This window comes from Streptomyces sp. NPDC001858 (assembly GCF_053594615.1).
Genome location: NZ_JBSFEV010000007.1, coordinates 158,865 through 176,149, shown reverse-complemented (window position 1 = coordinate 176,149; position 17,285 = coordinate 158,865). Strand labels below are relative to the sequence as shown.

The 17,285-nt window shown below is 71.2% G+C and carries 11 protein-coding genes and 2 pseudogenes; 8 read left to right on the top strand and 5 right to left on the bottom strand.

All coding sequences use genetic code 11. From position 1 onward, the window contains the following. The first annotated feature begins 37 nt into the window (after positions 1-37). Positions 38-1,477 (top strand): membrane-associated oxidoreductase, encoded by a 1,440-nt coding sequence (locus tag ACWCPF_RS12805; RefSeq protein WP_451045016.1) that lies wholly within the window; start codon positions 38-40, stop codon positions 1,475-1,477. A 7-nt stretch (positions 1,478-1,484) separates the two neighbouring features. Here ACWCPF_RS12805 and ACWCPF_RS12800 read toward each other — a convergent pair whose 3' ends face one another. Then, on the bottom strand, positions 1,485-3,314 hold the full coding sequence (locus ACWCPF_RS12800; protein ID WP_451045015.1) for a bifunctional sugar phosphate isomerase/epimerase/4-hydroxyphenylpyruvate dioxygenase family protein: 1,830 nt from the start codon (positions 3,312-3,314) through the stop codon (positions 1,485-1,487). A gap of 156 nt (positions 3,315-3,470) precedes the next feature. After that, on the bottom strand, positions 3,471-4,355 hold the full coding sequence (locus ACWCPF_RS12795) for a shikimate dehydrogenase (protein ID WP_451045014.1): 885 nt from the start codon (positions 4,353-4,355) through the stop codon (positions 3,471-3,473). A 201-nt stretch (positions 4,356-4,556) separates the two neighbouring features. On the opposite strand from ACWCPF_RS12795, the gene ACWCPF_RS12790 reads away from it, so the two are divergent. Both ACWCPF_RS12790 and ACWCPF_RS12785 read left to right on the top strand, forming a co-directional pair. Further along, the gene (locus tag ACWCPF_RS12790; RefSeq protein WP_451045013.1) at positions 4,557-5,228 is read left to right on the top strand and encodes a TetR family transcriptional regulator; all 672 of its coding nucleotides are present in this window, start codon (positions 4,557-4,559) and stop codon (positions 5,226-5,228) included. 219 nt (positions 5,229-5,447) lie between these two features. Next, on the top strand, positions 5,448-6,788 hold the full coding sequence (locus tag ACWCPF_RS12785; protein ID WP_451045012.1) for an MFS transporter: 1,341 nt from the start codon (positions 5,448-5,450) through the stop codon (positions 6,786-6,788). 224 nt (positions 6,789-7,012) lie between these two features. Here the strand turns inward: ACWCPF_RS12785 and ACWCPF_RS12780 are convergent, their stop codons facing one another. Further along, the gene (locus ACWCPF_RS12780) at positions 7,013-7,462 is read right to left on the bottom strand and encodes a PPOX class F420-dependent oxidoreductase (protein ID WP_451045011.1); all 450 of its coding nucleotides are present in this window, start codon (positions 7,460-7,462) and stop codon (positions 7,013-7,015) included. Between the two features lie 281 nt (positions 7,463-7,743). Here ACWCPF_RS12780 and ACWCPF_RS12775 point away from each other — a divergent pair. Further along, positions 7,744-8,720, top strand: a pseudogene (locus ACWCPF_RS12775) (tyrosine-type recombinase/integrase). A gap of 43 nt (positions 8,721-8,763) precedes the next feature. On the opposite strand, the gene ACWCPF_RS12770 reads toward ACWCPF_RS12775, so the two are convergent. Continuing rightward, positions 8,764-9,699: a LysR family transcriptional regulator gene (locus ACWCPF_RS12770; protein WP_451045010.1), complete on the bottom strand. Its 936-nt coding sequence runs from the start codon at positions 9,697-9,699 to the stop codon at positions 8,764-8,766. Positions 9,700-9,839: 140 nt separating this feature from the next. Here ACWCPF_RS12770 and ACWCPF_RS12765 point away from each other — a divergent pair, with 140 nt between their 5' ends. Together ACWCPF_RS12765 and ACWCPF_RS12760 are read left to right on the top strand one after the other, a co-directional pair. After that, positions 9,840-11,084, top strand: a complete 1,245-nt coding sequence (locus ACWCPF_RS12765) for an MFS transporter (protein ID WP_451045009.1) — start codon at positions 9,840-9,842, stop codon at positions 11,082-11,084. Between the two features lie 97 nt (positions 11,085-11,181). Continuing rightward, a complete protein-coding gene (locus tag ACWCPF_RS12760; protein ID WP_451045008.1) occupies positions 11,182-11,781 on the top strand; it encodes a cysteine hydrolase family protein in 600 nt (199 codons plus the stop codon). Between the two features lie 141 nt (positions 11,782-11,922). Here the strand turns inward: ACWCPF_RS12760 and ACWCPF_RS12755 are convergent. Continuing rightward, positions 11,923-14,971 (bottom strand): annotated as a pseudogene (locus tag ACWCPF_RS12755) (Tn3 family transposase). A gap of 140 nt (positions 14,972-15,111) precedes the next feature. Between ACWCPF_RS12755 and ACWCPF_RS12750 the strand changes: the two are divergent. Beyond that, the gene (locus ACWCPF_RS12750) at positions 15,112-15,744 is read left to right on the top strand and encodes a TetR/AcrR family transcriptional regulator (protein ID WP_451045007.1); all 633 of its coding nucleotides are present in this window, start codon (positions 15,112-15,114) and stop codon (positions 15,742-15,744) included. A gap of 98 nt (positions 15,745-15,842) precedes the next feature. Then, on the top strand, positions 15,843-17,228 hold the full coding sequence (locus ACWCPF_RS12745; protein ID WP_451045006.1) for an MFS transporter: 1,386 nt from the start codon (positions 15,843-15,845) through the stop codon (positions 17,226-17,228). The last annotated feature ends 57 nt before the right edge of the window (positions 17,229-17,285 follow it).

Genomic DNA, 17,285 nt, shown 5'->3' with positions numbered 1-17,285 from the left:
TGACACCGCTCGACGGGGCCCGCCAGAGTCGCGGCTGATGGAGATCAACGATCTGACACCGGCCGAACGACGCGTCTGGCGGGCCTTCGCCACGGGGGCGACCGTGGACTTCCGGACGCAGGGCGAGGAGAACGGCACCGAACGCGCCGTGCGAGCCGCCGTGTTGCGGGCGCTGCTCCTCAACGGGCCCCGGGAACCAGGGGAGATAGCCGCTCTGCGGATCGCGGGGGCGCGCATCACCGGCGTCCTCGACCTGCGGTACGCGGTCGTCGACAGCATGATCCGGCTGATCCACTGCCGCTTCGACGAGCCCCCTCGACTGGTCGGCGCCCAGCTCAGCTACGTCAGCCTGCGCGACTCCGAACTGCCCGGGCTGGACGCCTCGCACACCCGGATCGACGGCGGACTGCGGCTGACCCGCTGCCGGGTCGGCGGTCCGGTCCACCTCAGCAGGGCGCAGATCTCGGGCGCGCTGTACCTCGACGGCGCGGAGGTCGCCACGACCGACCCCGCACAGCCCGTCCTCCAGCTCAACCAGGTCTCCATCGACGACGACCTCTGTGCCCGCGGACTGCGCGCCCGCGGGCTGATCAGGCTCGACGGCGCCCACGTGGCCGGCTCGATCGACCTGGAGGACGCCGAGTTGAGCAATCCCGGCGGCTTCGTCCTGGAGGCGGAGGCGCTCGACGTGGGCGCGAACCTGCTGGGCCGGCGGATGCGCGCGCAGGGCCGGATCGATCTTCGCGGCGCCCGTATCCCCGGCCGGGTCGACCTGCTGCGCACCACGCTGTCCAACCCGGGCGGCACCGCCCTGCGCGCCAGCAGCTGCGTCATCGGCGAGATCTGGCTGCGCGAGGGCCCGCCGATCGAGGGCCGGCTGAACCTGCGGCGCGCCGAGGTGGGCCAACTCCAGCTGGAGCCGGAGATGTTGCCCGACCAGGTGCGGCTGCTGGACCTCACCTACACCTTCCTCACCCCGCACGAGCCCGCCGAGCGGCGGCTGCCGATGCTGGAGCGCGACGAGGACTTCGACCCGCACGCCTACGAACAGCTGACGGCCGCCTACCGCCGCACCGGCGACGACCGGGCCGCCCGGGTCGTGCAGTTGGCCAAGCAGCGCCGTCATCGCGGCACGCTGCCCTGGTACGGCCGGCTGTGGGGCCATCTCCAGGACGCAGCGGTCGGCTACGGCTTCCGCCCGCTGCGCGCGGCGGTGTGGCTGCTGTCGTTGCTGGCCGTCGGCTCGGTCGCGTACGCCGGGCAGCACCCGCCGCCGCTCAAGGCGGGCGAGGCGCCCGAGTTCAACCCGGTCTTCTACACCCTCGACCTGCTGCTGCCGGTGATCTCCTTCGGTCAGGAGAGCGCCTTCGCGCCGACCGGCGGCTATCAGACGCTGTCGTACGTCCTCATCGTCACCGGCTGGATCCTGGCCACGACGGTGGCCGCCGGTGTCACCCGGACGGTCAGCCGCCAATAGGGCCGGGTCAGCGCACGGCGTGCTGGGCGGCCAGCCGCACCGGCGCGTTGCCGGCGCCGTAGCCCTGGTAGCCGCCGTCGCGCTGGACGAGTTCGAAGAAGACCCGGCCGACCGTGTGCGTGTAGCAGTGCCGGAAGACCCCGTGCGCGTCCCGGTCGTAGAGGATGCCGAGGTCGCGGTAGGTCTCCAGCTCGCCGTCGGCGAACTCGAAGCGGGCCGCGAGGTCGTCGTAGTAGTTCGCGGGGATGGGCAGCAGGCGGCCGCCGGCCGCGGTGAACCGGCGGGCCGCGGCGATCACGTCGTCGGTGGCCAGCGCGATGTGCCGGGCGTGCGCGGTGCCGTCGCCGGGGGCCGCGCCGACGGTCAGCGGGAAGCGGACGCTGCCGTCGGCGTTGGCGACGGCGCGGCTGCGCAGCAGCCCGTAGGGGTCGGCGACGTCGACGGACTCCTGGGCGTCGAGGCCGAGGACACCGCGGTGGAAGAGGACGGCCTCGTCGAAGTGGTGCCAGGGCTGGGTGAGCGCCACATGGTCGACGCGGCAGGCCCCGAGCGTGGCGGCGGTCGCGGTGGCGGGGGGCGGGACGTCCTCGAAGTCGGCGCGCCAGTTGGGGAGTTCTGGCCGGTTCGTCGCGCACAGGAAGAGTTCCGTGCCGTCGGGTGCGGCGACCGCGTCGAGCGGGGCGTCCTCGGCGGCGCGGCGGCGCGGCAGTACGGGGGCGAGCAGGGCCTCGGCGCGGCGGGCGGCCGCGGCCGGGTCGGGTGACTCCAGGCCGATGGCGGCGAGCGTGGCGCCGTCGGCGGGGCTCCCCCCGCGCGAGCGGAACCGGGCCTGCGGGAGGGCGGCCGGGCCGGTGTTGACCAGGACGCGGGCCTCGCCCTGCTCCCAGAGTTCGACCGGTTTGCCGCGGTGCCGGGCGGTGCGCGCGAAGCCCAGTCCGGCGAGGAGGGCGACGACGGGTTCGGCGTCGTGGGTGACCAGTTCGGCGAAGGCGATCCCGGTGGGCGCGGCGGGCGCGGGCAGGGCCTCGATGCCGGCCTCCTCCTGGAGGATCAGCAGGGAGCGGCGGGCGTCGACGGCGGTCAGGCCGGCCTCGGCCTGCCGGAAGACGTCGTTGAAGATCTCCAGGGAGAGCGGACCGTCGTAACCGGTGCGCAGGACGTGTTTCACCAATCCGGCGACGTCGAAGCCGCCCTGTCCGGGGAAGCAGCGGTGGTGGCGGCTCCACTGCAGGACGTCCATGCCGAGCAGCGGGGCGTCGGCGAGTTGCAGGAAGAAGATCTTCTCGCCGGGGATGTCCTCGATCGGCTTGGGGTCGGAGCCCCGGGAGAGGATGTGGAAGCTGTCGAGGCAGGTGCCGAGCGCGGGGTGATCGGCGGTCTCGACGACATGCCAGGCGTGGTCGTAGGTGCTGACGTGCCGCCCCCAGGCGAGCGCCTCGTAGGCGACGCGGACGCCGAAGTCCTGGGCCAGGTCGGCCAGTTGGCTCAGCTGCTCGGCGGCGAGGGCGTCGTCGTCCACGGCGAGCGGGGAGACGCTGGAGCAGACCAGGACGGTGTCCGCGCCGAGCCGGTTCATCAGCTCGAACTTGTGCCGGGCGCGGCGCAGGTTGCGGGCGAACTCCGCGGGCGGCACGGCCTCGATGTCCCGCATCGGCTGGTACAGGTCGATGCCCAGGCCGAGGTCGGCGCAGCGGGCGCGGATCTCCTGCGGGGTCAGGGGGCTGGCGAGCAGGTCGCTCTCGAAGATCTCGACGCCGTCGAAACCGGCCCGGGCGGCGGCCGTGAGCTTCTCGGTGAGGGATCCGCTGAGGGAAACGGTTGCTATCGACGTGCGCACGGTGGCGTCTCCTGGTCTTCGGCGGGCTTCGACGGGGCGGCGATCGCTTGCGGCGCGCGCCGCCACTGCGTGCGGGGCGGCGGCTGGTCGCGGGGCTGCGGATGCTCGCGTGGGCGGCGGCTGCTCACGTAGGCGGCGGCTGGTTCGGGGCGGCCGCTACTTCGGGGCGGCGACCGGTCCGGCCAGTGCGGCGAAGTGCGCGAGCATCTGCGTGCTGTCGGGTTCCCGCCCGGTGAACAGGCGGAACGCGTCCACGGCCTGGAAGACGGCCATGCCGCCGCCGTCGAGGGTGGCGCAGCCCAGCGCGCGGGCGGTGCGCAGCAGCTCCGTCTCCAGGGGGCGGTAGACGACCTCGGCGACCCACAGGTCGGGCCGCAGCAGCTCCGCCGGGAAGGGCAGGCCGGGGTGGGCGGCCATGCCGGTGGGGGTGGCGTGCACGATGCCGTCGGCCGCGGTGAGCAGCTCGGCCAGCCGGTCGGGGGTGGCGGCCGTGGCCCGGCCGGGCCCGAAGTGGCGGTTCAGGGAGCCGGCGAGATCCGCGGCCCGGTCGGGCAGCGCGTCGACGACCGTGACCTGCCCGGCGCCGAGGGTGAGCGTCGCGTGCGCGACGGCCGCGCCCGCGCCTCCGGCGCCGAGCTGCACGACCCGCTCCAGCGGGACGTCAGGCAGACCGCGCGCGAAAGAGGCGGCGAAACCGGTTACATCGGTGTTGTGGCCGATGGCGCGGCCGTCCTCGAAGACGACGGTGTTGACCGCGCCGAGCGCCTCGGCCTGCGCGGAGAGCGCGTCGAGGTGCGGGATGACCAGCTGCTTGCACGGGTGCGTGATGTTGAGCCCGTCGAAACCGAGGTCCCGCGCGGTGCGCACCAGATCGCCGACCGCCTCGGGCCCGACGCCGAGCACGTCGATGTCGACGAGGCGGTACAGGTAGCGCAGCCCCTGGCGGTCGGCTTCCCGCTCGTGCAGCGCCGGGCTGAGCGACGGACCGATGCCGGAACCGATCAGCCCGACGAGATACGAGTCCTTGAGGACGACGGCCACTGCGGACCTCCTGATCGGCTGGATCGACTGAAGTCACTGAGCCGGAGGGCGACTGCAGCGACCGAGTCGGACGACTAATGTACGAACTGGTGAGTTAGTCATAACACCGGAGCGGGTCTCAAGGGAAGCCCTCTCACGTCACAGGGCGGGAGCGGGCTTCTAGAATCTCGGCACTGCATTCACGCCGCCCGAAGGAACCCGATGACCAGCGTCGACGAACCGGCACGACCCCACGGCAACGGGCGCATCCGCGACGCCGCCCGGACCCAGGCCGAGATCCTCGACGTGGCGACCCAGGAGTTCGCCCGGGCCGGGTACGCCGGGGCCCGGGTGGACGACATCGCCGCCCTCACCAGCACCACGAAGCGGATGATCTACTACTACTTCGGCGGCAAGGAGCAGCTGTTCACGGCCGTCCTGGAGCGGGCCTACGGCGTGATCCGCGAGGCCGAGCAGGGGCTGGACGTCGAGCATCTCGACCCCGTCGCGGCGATCCGCCGGCTGGCCGAGGTCACCTTCGACCACCATGAGCAGCATCCCGACTTCATCCGTCTGGTGAGCATCGAGAACATCCACGAGGCCGAGCACATCGCCGGCTCCGAGAAGCTCGGCCGGATGGGCTCCCCCGCGCTCGACGTGATCCGCCGCATCCTGGCCTCCGGACACGAGTCCGGCCTGTTCACGGCCGAGGTGGACGCCGTCGACCTGCACGCGATGATCAGCTCGTTCTGCTTCTTCCGGGTGGCCAACCGGCACACGTTCGGCGCGCTGTTCGGCCGCGACCTGGTCGACCCGGCGCAGCGCGAGCACTACCGCACCATGCTCGGCGACATGGTGATCGCCTACCTGACGGCGGAGCGCGCGGAGGACTGATCCCCCGCTCCCGCCCCACGGAAGATCCTTCCGCGTGACCTATTGACAGCGGAGAAACATCAGCGCAACATCCGTAGCCATCCGCTACTAACTACCCAGTGGGTTAATTAGCCGGGCACGCACCCGGCGCAGCCGTCCCGCACCCCAGGGAACCGGCCCTACTCCCCTTGTCTCACTCCACGTACGTTGGACGCTGGAGTTCCCTCGAAGGAGCACGCCGTGCCCGTCCCCGCCGCACCCCCCGGCCAGCCGAAGAAAGCCGCCACGGCGGCCTGGATCGGCAGTGCCCTGGAGTACTACGACTTCTTCATCTACGGCAGCGCGGCAGCACTGATCTTCCCGAAGGTCTTCTTCGACGAGTCCGACCCGGCCACCGCGACCCTGCTGTCGCTCGCCACGTTCGGCGTCGCCTACGCGGCCCGGCCCGTCGGCGCGCTGTTCCTCGGGCACTTCGGCGACCGTGTCGGCCGAAAGAAGATCATGGTCTTCACGCTCATTCTGATGGGCGTCTCGACGTTCCTCATCGGCTGCCTGCCCACCCGCGACCAGGTCGGCACGCTCGCGCCCGTCCTGCTGGTCCTGTGCCGTGTGCTGCAGGGCATCTCCGCGGCCGGCGAGCAGGCCAGCGCCAACTCCATGACGCTGGAACACGCGCCACCGAACCGGCGCGGCTTCTTCACCAGCTTCACCCTCAGCGGCACCCAGGGCGGCCAGCTCCTGGCCACACTCGTCTTCATCCCGATCGCCGCCCTCCCCGAGGACCAGCTGCTGTCCTGGGGCTGGCGGATCCCGTTCTGGCTGAGCATCGCGGTCGCCTTCGTCGGCTATGTCATCCGCCGCACGCTGGAGGAGACGCCGGCCTTCGAGGCCCAGCAGGCCACCGGCGAGGTCGTCAAGCTGCCGCTGGCGGTGCTGCTGCGCGAGCACTGGGCGGACGTCCTGCGGGTGATCGCGTGCGCGCTCGTCGCCTCGGTCAGCACCATCTTCACCGTGTGGGCGCTGGCGTACGCGACCAGTGACGCGGTCGGCATGGACCGCTCCTCGATGCTGTGGGTGGGCGCGCTGGCCAACGTGGTCGCGCTGGCGGCCATCCCCGCGTGGGCCACGCTCTCCGACCGCATCGGCCGCCGTCCGGTGTTCCTGATCGGCGCGGCCGGCAGCGGGGTGATGATGGTGGCCTATCTGTGGGCCATCTCCACCGGCTCCTACCCGCTGATCATGCTCATGGGCATCGCCACCTTCGGCGTGGTCTACAGCGCCGCGAACGGCGTGTGGCCCTCCTTCTACGGCGAGATGTTCTCCACCCGGGTCCGGCTGTCCGGCATGGCGATCGGGACTCAGATCGGCTTCGCTGTGGCCGGCTTCGCGGTCACCTTCGCCGCGCAGATCGCGGGCCCGGACGGCGACGACTGGGCCTCGGTGGCCCTCTTCACGGCGGCGCTGTGCGTCCCGCCGGTGATCGCGGCCCTGTCGGCCCGGGAGACGGCGAAGATCCCGACGGAGCAGCTGGGCGAGCGCTCGGTGCAGGAGCCGTCCCGGCCGGAAACGGTTACTGCCTGATCCTGCGGGCCGGGGCCGGGCGGCGCACCGCTCCTCCGCCCAGCTCCTCCGCCGCCTCCACCCCCACCGCCTCGGGATGACCGCTCACATCCCGGGGCGCCTTCCTCGCTCCTGAGCCCGGGGCACCGTTCCCGCCCCGGGCCGGGTACGCCGGGACCCCCGAGCCCCTGGACGCCTTCGCGGCTCCGGGGGCTCGGGTGCGTCGTGGCAGCCGAAAACCCGGCCTATCCGGCGTCGGCGCTCCTGGGGATCCCGTACGCCCGCTCCACCCGTAGGCGGACGACGAGGCGACGGTCGCGGACCATGGCGGCTCGGTAGTCGTCCCAGTCGGGGTGTTCGCCGATGACGTCGCGATAGAGGCGGATCAGTTCCTCGACCGTGTCGTCGTAGGGGTCCTCGGCGACCGGCGTGAGGTCCGCGGTGCCCTCCGCCACCGTGTAGGCGCGGTGGTCGGGGGCGGTGACGTGGTACGACGCCCGGGGGTCGCGGCGCAGATTGCGAGTCTTGGCGCGATCGTCCGTGACGGAGATCCGGATGACGCCCTCGTCCGGGTAGTAGTGATGGCTGACGTTCGACAGCTGAGGGCGTCCGTCGCGCTTCAGGGTGACCAGCACCCCGCCGCGACCCTCGGTGAGCAGCGCGAGCAGTGCGTCCTGCGTCGTCTCCTGAGTCATGCTTCGCACAACCCGCGCCCTGGGAGTCGCATTCCCCGCCGTTGCGAGTAGACAGTGTCTACCGAGACGCGATAGGGGGGTTGAGGAACATCCATGTCAGATCGTGCGCTAAGCCGACGTCGGCCCTGGTGGGCGACTGACGGAACGTCGGCGGCCGGATCCGCTTGAAGTCTTCCCACGGATAACACCCCAATATCTGCGGTAGCTTGATCCGTCACCTGTGGTGATGTTCTCCAGCCACTACGTGAAGCGGCCCTGTTATCTGCGGCAAGGGGGAAGTGGTGTCCACCGTCGTACAGCTGCCGGCCGGGAAGGCGTTGACCGTCCGCGCGGCGGCGGACGTGTTTCTCGACTCGCTCGGCAACCCGAACACGGTCCGCAACTATACGGGATCGGGGTGGGCAAGACCGCTGAACGGCTCGGCGAGGCCCGGCCGCTGGCGTCGGTCGCGGACGACGAGATCGGTGAGGTCCTGGAGCTGCTCTGGGGCACCGCGGCGGTCAACACCTGGAACTCCCGCCGGGCGGGGGTGCTGTCCTGGCTCGGCTGGTGCCGCGAGCGCGGCTACGAGGGACCGATGGTCCCGGCCTGGGCGAAGCGGCTGACGGTGCCGGACTCCGAGACCCCGGCCCGCTCGAAGATGGCAGTCGACCGGCTGATCGCGCGGCGCGAGGTGCACCTGCGGGAGAAGACGCTGTGGCGGATGCTCTACGAGACCGCCGGGCGGTCCGAGGAGATCCTGGGCGTCAACATCGAGGAACTGGACCTCGCCGGGCGCCGTTGCCTGGTCAAGGCCAAGGGAGCCCGGACCAAGGTCCGCCGCCGGGGCGAGTCGCGCGAGGACTACGTGCTGGAGCCCGTGTACTGGGATGCCGGCACCGCCCGGCTGCTGCCCCGGCTGCTCAAGGGACGAACCCGCGGGCCGGTGTTCGTCACCCATCGCCGCCCGGGGCCGGGCAAGGTCGTCAGCCCCCGCGACGTATGCCCGGACACCGGGCTGGCCCGGCTGTCGTACGGGCAGGCCCGCGCCCTGCTCGACGAGCACACCGCCCTGCGCGGGCCGGGTACGGGCTGGGACCTGCACGAGTACCGCCACTCCGCCCTGACCCATCTCGGCGAGCAGGGCACCTCGCTGTTGATGCTGATGGCGAAGTCCCGGCACAAGAAGCCGGAGAACGTCCGCCGCTACTTCAAGCCCTCCCCGGAGGCGATCGCCGAGCTGACCAGCCTGCTCGCCCCCGGCGACGCCCGCCGTTAGCCGCCTGCGCTGGGCGGGGCTGGCCGCACGGGCGGGGAGCCGTTCAGCGAGGAATCGCCCAGCTCGGTGTCCAGGTCCCGGTGGCGTCGTGGCCGGTCGTCGTGGTGGCGAGGTGGGTGCGGAGGGTGGCCAGCGCCGGGTGGGGGTTGTCGCGGTGCCAGAGGAGTGAGTGCGGGTAGACGGGTGTCGGGTCGGTCACCGGGATGCGGCGCAGGCCGTGGTCGGTGGGCCAGATGAGGCGAGTGTGTTCGCCCATGAAAGTGGCCAGGGCAGGGGTGTCGGCGATCGTGTCGAGGAGTGCGTCGGAGCCGAAGTTGGGGCCGGTCACTTCGATGGTGAGGCCGAACTCGGCGACGAGGTCGTCGTAGTAGGCGCCCCACTCGGTACCGGGGGCGATGCCGGGCATCCAGATCCGGTGCCCGGTGAGCCGGGCGACGGTCACCGACCGGGCGCCCGCCAGCGCGTGGGCGGGTCCGGTGAGGAACTGGAGCGGTTCGTCGAGCACCCTGACGGAGGCGATGTCCTCGGGCAGGGGCCGGCCGGGCGCGGCGACGGCGCGGAAGGACGCGTCGATCGCACCGGAACGAATGGCGGTGACGGCCGTCTCGATGTCGAACAGCATCATCACGTCGAGCTCGATGTCGGGGTGTACGCGGTGGAAGTCGCGCATCAGGCCCGACTGCGCGCTGCGCGAGGCGATCACGTCGACGCGCAGCGGACGGCGGCCCGGGCGCACGGACGCACCCGCGCGCTCGGCGACGCGCAGCAACTCGCGGGCGTGGGGCAGGAACGCCTGTCCGTCGATGGTGAGCTCGGCGCCGCGTGGGGCACGGGTGAACAACCGCACACCGAGGCCGTGCTCCAGTGTGGCGATGCGTTTGGAGACGGCCTGCTGGGTGATCGACAGGTCGGTGGCGGCTTTCTGGAACTGGCCCGCTTCCGCGACGGCGACAAAGGTACGTACTGCTTCGAGGTCCACGCCGACCCACCTTAGTGAACAACTACTGGTTGTGGATTGCTGGCAGGTCAGTTGTTTGACCTGCCGTTGTTCTGCCCGCTTACCTCTCATCGGTCAACGTCAGTTTGTTCAGATGGGATTTCAAGGGGAGTGCGCTGAGCATGGTGGGCAGGAGACGGTTGGGTCGGCAGTTCGGTTGGCTGTGGGCGTCATATGCGGTGAGCGCGTACGGGTCCGGGTTGGGATTCGGGGCGTTGCCGCTGATCGCCGTGCTGGTGTTGCATGCCGGACCTGCCGAGGTGTCCGCGCTGTCCGCAGTGGGGCCTGCGGTGGGCGCGTTGATCGCGGTGCCGCTCGCGCCGTGGGTGGAGTTCCGGCGCAAGCGCCCGGTCATGATCATGATGGACCTGGCCCGGTTTGCGGCCATGGCGACGATCCCCGTCGCCTACGCCTTCGGACGGCTCAGTTTCGTCCAACTGCTCGTGGTCTCGGCCGTGGTCGCCGCAGCCAAGATCGCCTTCAACGCGGCCAGCGGTGCCTACCTCAAGGCCCTCGTGCGGCCGGATGACCTGCTGGTCGCCAACGCGCGGTTCGAGTCCACGAACTGGAGCTCCATCGCGGTCGGACCACCGCTCGGCGGGGCGGCGATCGGCCTGTTCGGGCCGGTCACCACCGTGGTGGCCGACGCGCTCAGCTACCTGCTCTCCGCGCTCGGCATCACCGCGATCCGCGGCCAGGAAGAAGCGCCGCGAACGACCGACAAGAGCCCACTCCGGGCGGGCGCACTGCTCGACGGCTGGCGACACATCATGGGCCACCCCGGTCTGCGGCCGCTCTACCTCAACCAAATGCTCGTCGCCGGTCTGATCATGGCCACCGAGCCGCTGCTGGCCGTGCTCCTCCTTCGTCAACTCGGGTTCCCGCCCTGGCAGTACGCCCTCGCCTTCGCCGCCCCCTGCCTCGGCGGACTCATCGGCTCCCGGCTGGCACGCCGTGTCGTGGCCCGCTACGGCCGGCACCGGGTCTTCCGGACCGTCGGCACCCTGCGCGCCATCTGGCTCATCGGCCTGGCCTTTGTCCGTCCCGGCATCGTCGGCCTCGTCACCGTGATGGCCGTCGAGCTGGCAATCATCATCAACATGAGCCTGTACAGCCCCGTGCTCGCCACCTACCGGCTCGAACACACCCCCAAGCATCTCGTCGCCCGCACCCTGACGGCGTGGTCGATCGGCCAGCAGGCGTCCATCGCCGTCCTCACCGCGCTCGCCGGGCTGCTCGCCAACGTCACCAGCCCACGCACCGCTTTCACGGTCGCGGGACTGCTCATCCTGACCACCCCGCTCCTGCTTCCCCGACAGGACCAGACGTCGCAGCACGAGCTGGAACTGTCCCGCAGCCACTCATGAGGCACCGCAACTCACCGCCGAAGCCCACAGGCCGCAGCCGGTCCGCCGGTGCGCGTCCGCGTCGACCAGGCACACCACCAGCAAGGAGAACACTCGCGTGAGCACTGCGCCCGTACTTGACCCCACGCACACCGCGCTTCTCGTCATGGACTACCAGCCCGCGATCCTGGCCTTTGTGCCCGAAGGCGAGGACCGCAACGCCCTGCTCGGTCGCGTGCAAGGGGCCATCGCCGACGTTCGCGCAAACGGCGGCACCATCGCCTACGTACGCGTCGGCTTCACCGAGGCCGACTGGGACGCGATCCCGGCCACCAACAAGTCCTTCGCCCCGCTGGCCCAACACCGCGCCATGCATCACGAGGACCCTGCCACCACCATCCACGAGCGCCTGGCTCCCCAGGACGGCGACATCATCGTGCGCAAGAACCGCTACGGCAGCATGTCCACCACCGACCTCGACCAGCAGCTACGCGAGCGCGGCATCACCACTCTGGTCGTCTCCGGCATCAGTACCAGCGGCGTCGTCCTGTCCACCGTCATCGACGCTGCCGACCGCGACTACCAGCTCTATGTACTGTCCGACGGCGTCGCCGACCCAGACACCGAAGTCCACAACGTCCTGCTCCACCGGGTCTTCCCCTCACGGGCCCACATCATCGACACCACCGAGCTGCATTCCCTGCTCCGGGCTGGCTGACTCGGACCACGAGCCGATCCCACCCACGGCCACCGCACCCACCCGGTGCGGCGGCCGCTCGCACTCCAGTGCCAGCCCAGCAGCAGCCCGGAGCTTTCACCGCCGAGATAGCCCCGGCGGTGAATGCCACCCGCACCGGGTTCACGCTTCTTCGGCGGCCTCCGGGTCACGCAGCGGACGCAGGCCGCCGGGCAGGTCGGGGAGCTGCAAGGAGTACCGGCCGAGCATGTTGATGTGGTGCCGCACAAACGGCGAGAGGCGGGCCACGTCCTCGTCACGGACGTCGAAGCCATCCGCCCGCAGCTGGTTCACCGCAGCGTCCATGTACCGGGTGTTGAACAGCACGAGTGCGTTGAGGACCAGGCCCAGCGCCCCGATCTGGTCCTCCATGCCGTCCTGGTAGCGCTGGTAGAGCTGCCCGTGCCTGCCGTGGAAGATCTTCCGAGCCAGGGAGTGGCGGCCCTCCTGGAGGTTGGCCTGGCTCTTGATCTGCCTGCGGTAGCCGGGCTCGTCGGCCAGGCGCAGGATGTGCAGGGTCTTGGAGATCCGCCCGTAGTGCGCGATCGCGTCGCCGAGCGGGGTGGGGCGCCCGTCCCGCGACAGCATGCGGATGACGTCGTACGCGCGCACGGCACCGGTGTGGATGGAGCCGATGATGCGAAGGATGTCCTCCCAGTGCCGTTCGATGCTGGCAAGGTCGACCCGGCCACGGGCCGCCTCCTGGAAGGCTCCGTAGTCGGCGGTACGGTCGATGCGCCACATCTTCTGGTCCGGCAGGTCGGCGAGCTGCGGGGCGTACGCGAACCCAGCGAGCGTGAGCAGGCCGAACACGATGTCGCTGTACGAAGCGGTGTCCGTGACGATCATCTCGGGGCGCTTGCCGCCGTCGCGGTCGTAGAGGACGTCCCGCACGTACAGCGAGTCGCGCGGGGTGCCGGCCACCACCTTCCCACCGAGCCCTGCGGCCTGGTCGTTGATCATGTTCAGCCAGGTCGCGCCGCCCCGGCGCCCGAAGTACTTCGGGTTGGGGCGGGCGTACACCGACGGGACGGGGACGACGAACCGCATGCCGTCTACGGAGGCGACCAGGCCGCCGCCCCACGCCTGCGCGAGCGGGATGGATGCCTGGCAGTCGATCAGCGTGGCGTTCGCGGCCCGGTATGTCGCCAGCCGCAGATACGTCTGGTCGACGTGGGACAGGCGGCCGTACTTCAGGGCGTCCGCGGCCCCGATGACCGGGGTGTAGCCGACGTTGCAGCTGTGCGCGACCAGCAGCGCGGCGATTGTCACGTGCAAGTCCTTCAGCCGGGCCTCGCCGCCGGTGACCGAAGTGAACGCCTGGTCGGCGCCGGTCCACGAGAACACCTCCAGCAGGCAGGTCGACACGGGGCAGCATCGCCTCCACCGCCTCCCGCAGCTGGCGCAGGGAAGCGGGTTCCGGCTCCGGCTCCAGCGCGGCGAAGTGCAGGCGGCCGTCGTCGTCGAACACGATCTGCGAGTTCGCCGGCACCCGTGCGGCGACCTCACGGTAGGTGCCGTCCAGCAGCGCGGCCCGCGCCGCCAGGTGCTCACCCGCCCCGGCGGGCAGCCCGAGCGAGGCGAGCACGCTGGGCTTGGCCTGCTCCCACGCCTCCCCGTCCAGCAGCTTCGCGCGGGGATCGCCCCACTTGGAGGAGTTCTTAGCGAACACCTGCTTGCTCCGCAGCATCCGGTACAGCTGCTCCAGCACGCAGAACGCGTACGCCTTCCAGTCCACCGTGCCCGGCTCCAGGTGCGGCGCGGACAGCACCAGACGCCGCCAGGAGCCCGTGAGCAGGCCCGTGTTGATCTCGGCGGGCCCGACCTTCTTGCGCCCCATCAGGTCCGGCAGCGACTTCAACGCCTTCAGGACCGGCAGGCCCTCCGGGGTAGCGTCGAAGTCGACCACCGTCACCAGGAGTTTCAGGAACGGGCGTACGACGGCGAACCGGGTGACCAGCTGGGTCCGCCATGCCTCGTCCGCATCAGAGTTGAGCGGCGGAGTCAGCTCGAACAGTGCTGCGATCGCTGCCGCCAGCTCGCGCCGGGGCACCACCTGCTCGATCCGCTCCCGCATCGCCTCCAACGTCTCCACCTCGGGCGGGGTGATCTCCCCGGTGTCGGTGTCGACCTGCTCGCTGGTGCTGTCGAACACGATCTGGAACGCGGCGGCCAGCTTCGCCGACGCCCTCTCCACGCGCGGCAGGGTCTTCAGCTTCTCCTTCGCCGTCTCCCGCTCCGCCCTGGCCAGCAGCTTCGTCGCGATCAGCACCTCCAGCAGGTCCAGGGCGTCATCGACCGCCCGGGACGTCAGGTAGACCGCAGTGGCCAGCAGCGTGGCCAGGCGCCGGGAGTCACCGTGCCGCTTGAGCAGCGACGCCTTGCCATCGATCCCGTACCGGGACAGCTCCGCCAGCCGCCGCGGCGGTATCGCGGACACGTCCACCTCGCCCATCCCGAAGGCTGCAATCTCCTGCGCCCGCTCCAGAGCCCACTTCATCTGGGGCCCGGAGATCCGCACCGGCCCACGGCGCAGCCGGTCCAGCTCCGAGATCCGGGCGCCCGGCGGAACGGACAACAGCGAGTCCAGCACCGCCTGCTGGCCGGTGCTCAGCAGGCCGTACAGGGTGTCCCACAGCCGGTTGTTCGCCGTCTCCCGAACCGTGCCCACCAGCCGGGCCAGACGGCTCGCCCCGGGCAGCAGCACCCGGCGCTCGCGCAGCCACCCGGCCGCCGCGTCGAACAGCGACTTCGGCCCGTCGCCGGTCGTCCAGGCCCGCGCATCCAGCCACTCGCTCAGCTCGTCGCGCACCTCGGCGAAGTCACGCCAGCCTCCGGCCTCCTGGATCTCACCGGCGTGTGTACGGGCCGTCCCGTCCCGCTCGCCGTACTCCTTCAGGCACGACGCATCCGCGATCCCCAGCTGCTCGGCGAGGTACTCGGCGACCTCCGCCGGCACCTGCCGCGGGTCCGGCATGAACCGACCCAGATAGCGCACGCTCGTCAGCTGGACCGCGAACCCGAGCCGGTTGTGCGAACGCCGTTTGGCCTGCACTTTCTCCAGATCCGAGTCATCCAGGAAAAAGTACCGCTCCAGCTCCGCACGTGACGGTGCTCCGTTGAACGCCGCGTACTGGGCTGCCTGTTGATCAGACAGGAACTCGACTGCCACCAGGTCCTCCGAAGATCGACAACATCGACCCGCGAAGGCTGCGCCGTACGATCATCCCAGGTCAAAGCGCCAATCGAGGCCGCGAGCGCTTAGCGCACGATCTGACATGTATGTTCCTCAACCCCCGATAGACACTGTCCATGGACCAGCCTCAGCCGCCCGACCAGGACCTCCGCACCCGACTCGTCGACGCCGGTGTGGACCTCGTGACCCGGGAGGGCTCCGGGGCGCTGACCCTGCGGGAGATCGCCCGGAGGGCGGGGGTCTCGCACGGGGCGCCGCGCCGTCACTTCCCGACCCATCTGGAGCTGTTGTCGGCCATCGCGCACCGCGGCTTCACCGACCTCGCCGGGCGCGTGAAGACGACACTCGGCGACGAAGCCGTGGATGCGCGCACGCAACTGACCGACCTGGGCCGCGTCTACCTGGAGTTCGCTCTGGAGAACCCCGGGATGTACGAGTTGATGTTCCGTCACGATCTGCTGGAGAGCGGGCACTTGCGGCTGCGGGACACCAGCCTTCCGTTGTTCGGCGTGCTGGTGGAACTCATCGGCCGCACCCGGCCGACCGACGACGCCCCGGACGACGCCCGCGCCGATGCCCGCAGCGACGCCGACGCCCGTACGATCGCGGGCGCCCTGTGGGCGAACCTGCACGGCATCGCCCAGTTGTGGCGCTGGGGCAGTCTCCAACTCGCCACCGGCAGCGACGACTTCACCCCTCTCCTGCGCACCGCCCTGGACGCGCATCTCGGCCCGGAGGCCGGCCGGTGAAGCCTGCCCCCGGTCCCCCGAGCCCCCCGAGCTCCCCGCGTTGGCCGCGCTCCCCGCGTTCCCCGGGGCTGACCCTGGCGAGCAGCGTCGCCGGCGCCATGGTGGTGGCGCTGGACGGCACCGTGCTCACGGTCGCCCAGCCCACCCTGCGCCGCGACCTGCACGCCTCCCTCGTCCAGGTCCAGTGGACCAGCACCGGCTATCTCGTCGCGGTGGCAGGCCTGTTGGTGTTCGCCGGGCGGCTCGGCGACCGGTACGGACACCGCCGCGCCTTCGCCCTCGGCATGCTCGGCTTCGGGGCCGCCTCGGCCGGCATCGCGCTGGCACCGGGTGTCGGCTGGGTGATCGGGCTGCGCGTCGTGCAGGGCGTGTTCGGCGCACTGCTGCAGCCGGCCACGCTGGGGATGCTGCGGGCCGCGTACCCGCCCGAGCGGCTGCGGATGCCGATCGCCGTGCGCACCGCGTCCATCGGGGTGGCCGCGGCCGCCGGTCCGGTGGTGGGCGGGGCGCTGGCCACGCAGTTCGGCTGGCGGGCGGTCTTCCTCCTCAACATCGTGCCCGCGCTGTTGTTCGGCCTGCTGGCCCTCACCTCACGCGACCATGACATGACAACTCCGACGACCCGTCCTCCGCTCCCGCTCGACGTACCCGGCGCCCTGCTGCTCGCCGCAGCCCTGGCCTGCCTGGTGCACGCCCTCGTCACGCTGCCGGACCTGACCTGGTCGGCCCCGGTCGCTCTCCTCGCCGGCGCCGCCTTCGTACGGCACGAGCGCCGCGCCGCCGCCCCGCTGCTGCCACCGGAGGTAACCGGTTCCAGAGCGGTGCGCGCGGCGCTCGGCGTGCTGGTCATCGCGTCGGCGGCGCTCAACGGCGCGCTCTTCGCCTGTGTCTACGTGCTCCAGGACGGCCTGGGGCTGTCCCCGCTGAGCAGCGCGCTGCTCAGCCTGCCACTGGCCGCGCTGCTGGTGGCCGCCGCGCCCGCCTCGGCCGTGCTGCTGCGCCGGACCGGAGCCCGCGCCACGGTCGCGGGGGCGACGGTCGTCCTCGCCGCAGGTGTCCTCGTCCTCGCCCGGGCCTCGGGGACGGTCGCCTTCGGCCTCGGATTCGCGCTCGCGGGCGCCGGGTTCGGCGCCGTGATGGTCGCGGCGACCCATATGGTCGTCCGGAAGGCTCCCGTGGAGTCGGCCGGGGTGGCGGGCGGGTTGCAGCAGACGGCGATGAACGTCGGGCCGGTGCTGGGCGTGGCGTCGGCGACTTTACTGACGGCGCTCGGCACGGCGCGCACGCCCCTGTTCGTACTGGCTTTCGCCGCCGCAGCGGCGCTGCCGCTCTGCCGTGCCCTGCCCGGCCGATCGCGTCCCGCACCGTCCGGCCCTTCTGCCCCTCCCGCCGGTTCCACGGCTGGTGGAAGCGACGCAACGCACACGGATCATGACGCCGAAAGGGGTCCGTACAGGCGTTCCCTACGCGACCATGAGGTCTGAGGTCGTCCGGGCGGGGTAGGCCCGGACCGCACCTTGAACGAGCGCACCGGAGGAGAA

Bases quoted from the DNA above. Each gene is read 5' to 3' on its own strand.
- ACWCPF_RS12750 (WP_451045007.1), top strand. From the start codon at position 15,112: ATGGACCAGCCTCAGCCGCCCGACCAGGACCTCCGCACCCGACTCGTC.
- ACWCPF_RS12790 (WP_451045013.1), top strand. From the start codon at position 4,557: ATGACCAGCGTCGACGAACCGGCACGACCCCACGGCAACGGGCGCATC.
- ACWCPF_RS12805 (WP_451045016.1), top strand. From the start codon at position 38: ATGGAGATCAACGATCTGACACCGGCCGAACGACGCGTCTGGCGGGCC.
- ACWCPF_RS12745 (WP_451045006.1), top strand. From the start codon at position 15,843: ATGGTGGTGGCGCTGGACGGCACCGTGCTCACGGTCGCCCAGCCCACC.
- ACWCPF_RS12765 (WP_451045009.1), top strand. From the start codon at position 9,840: ATGGTGGGCAGGAGACGGTTGGGTCGGCAGTTCGGTTGGCTGTGGGCG.
- ACWCPF_RS12780 (WP_451045011.1), bottom strand. From the start codon at position 7,462: ATGACTCAGGAGACGACGCAGGACGCACTGCTCGCGCTGCTCACCGAG.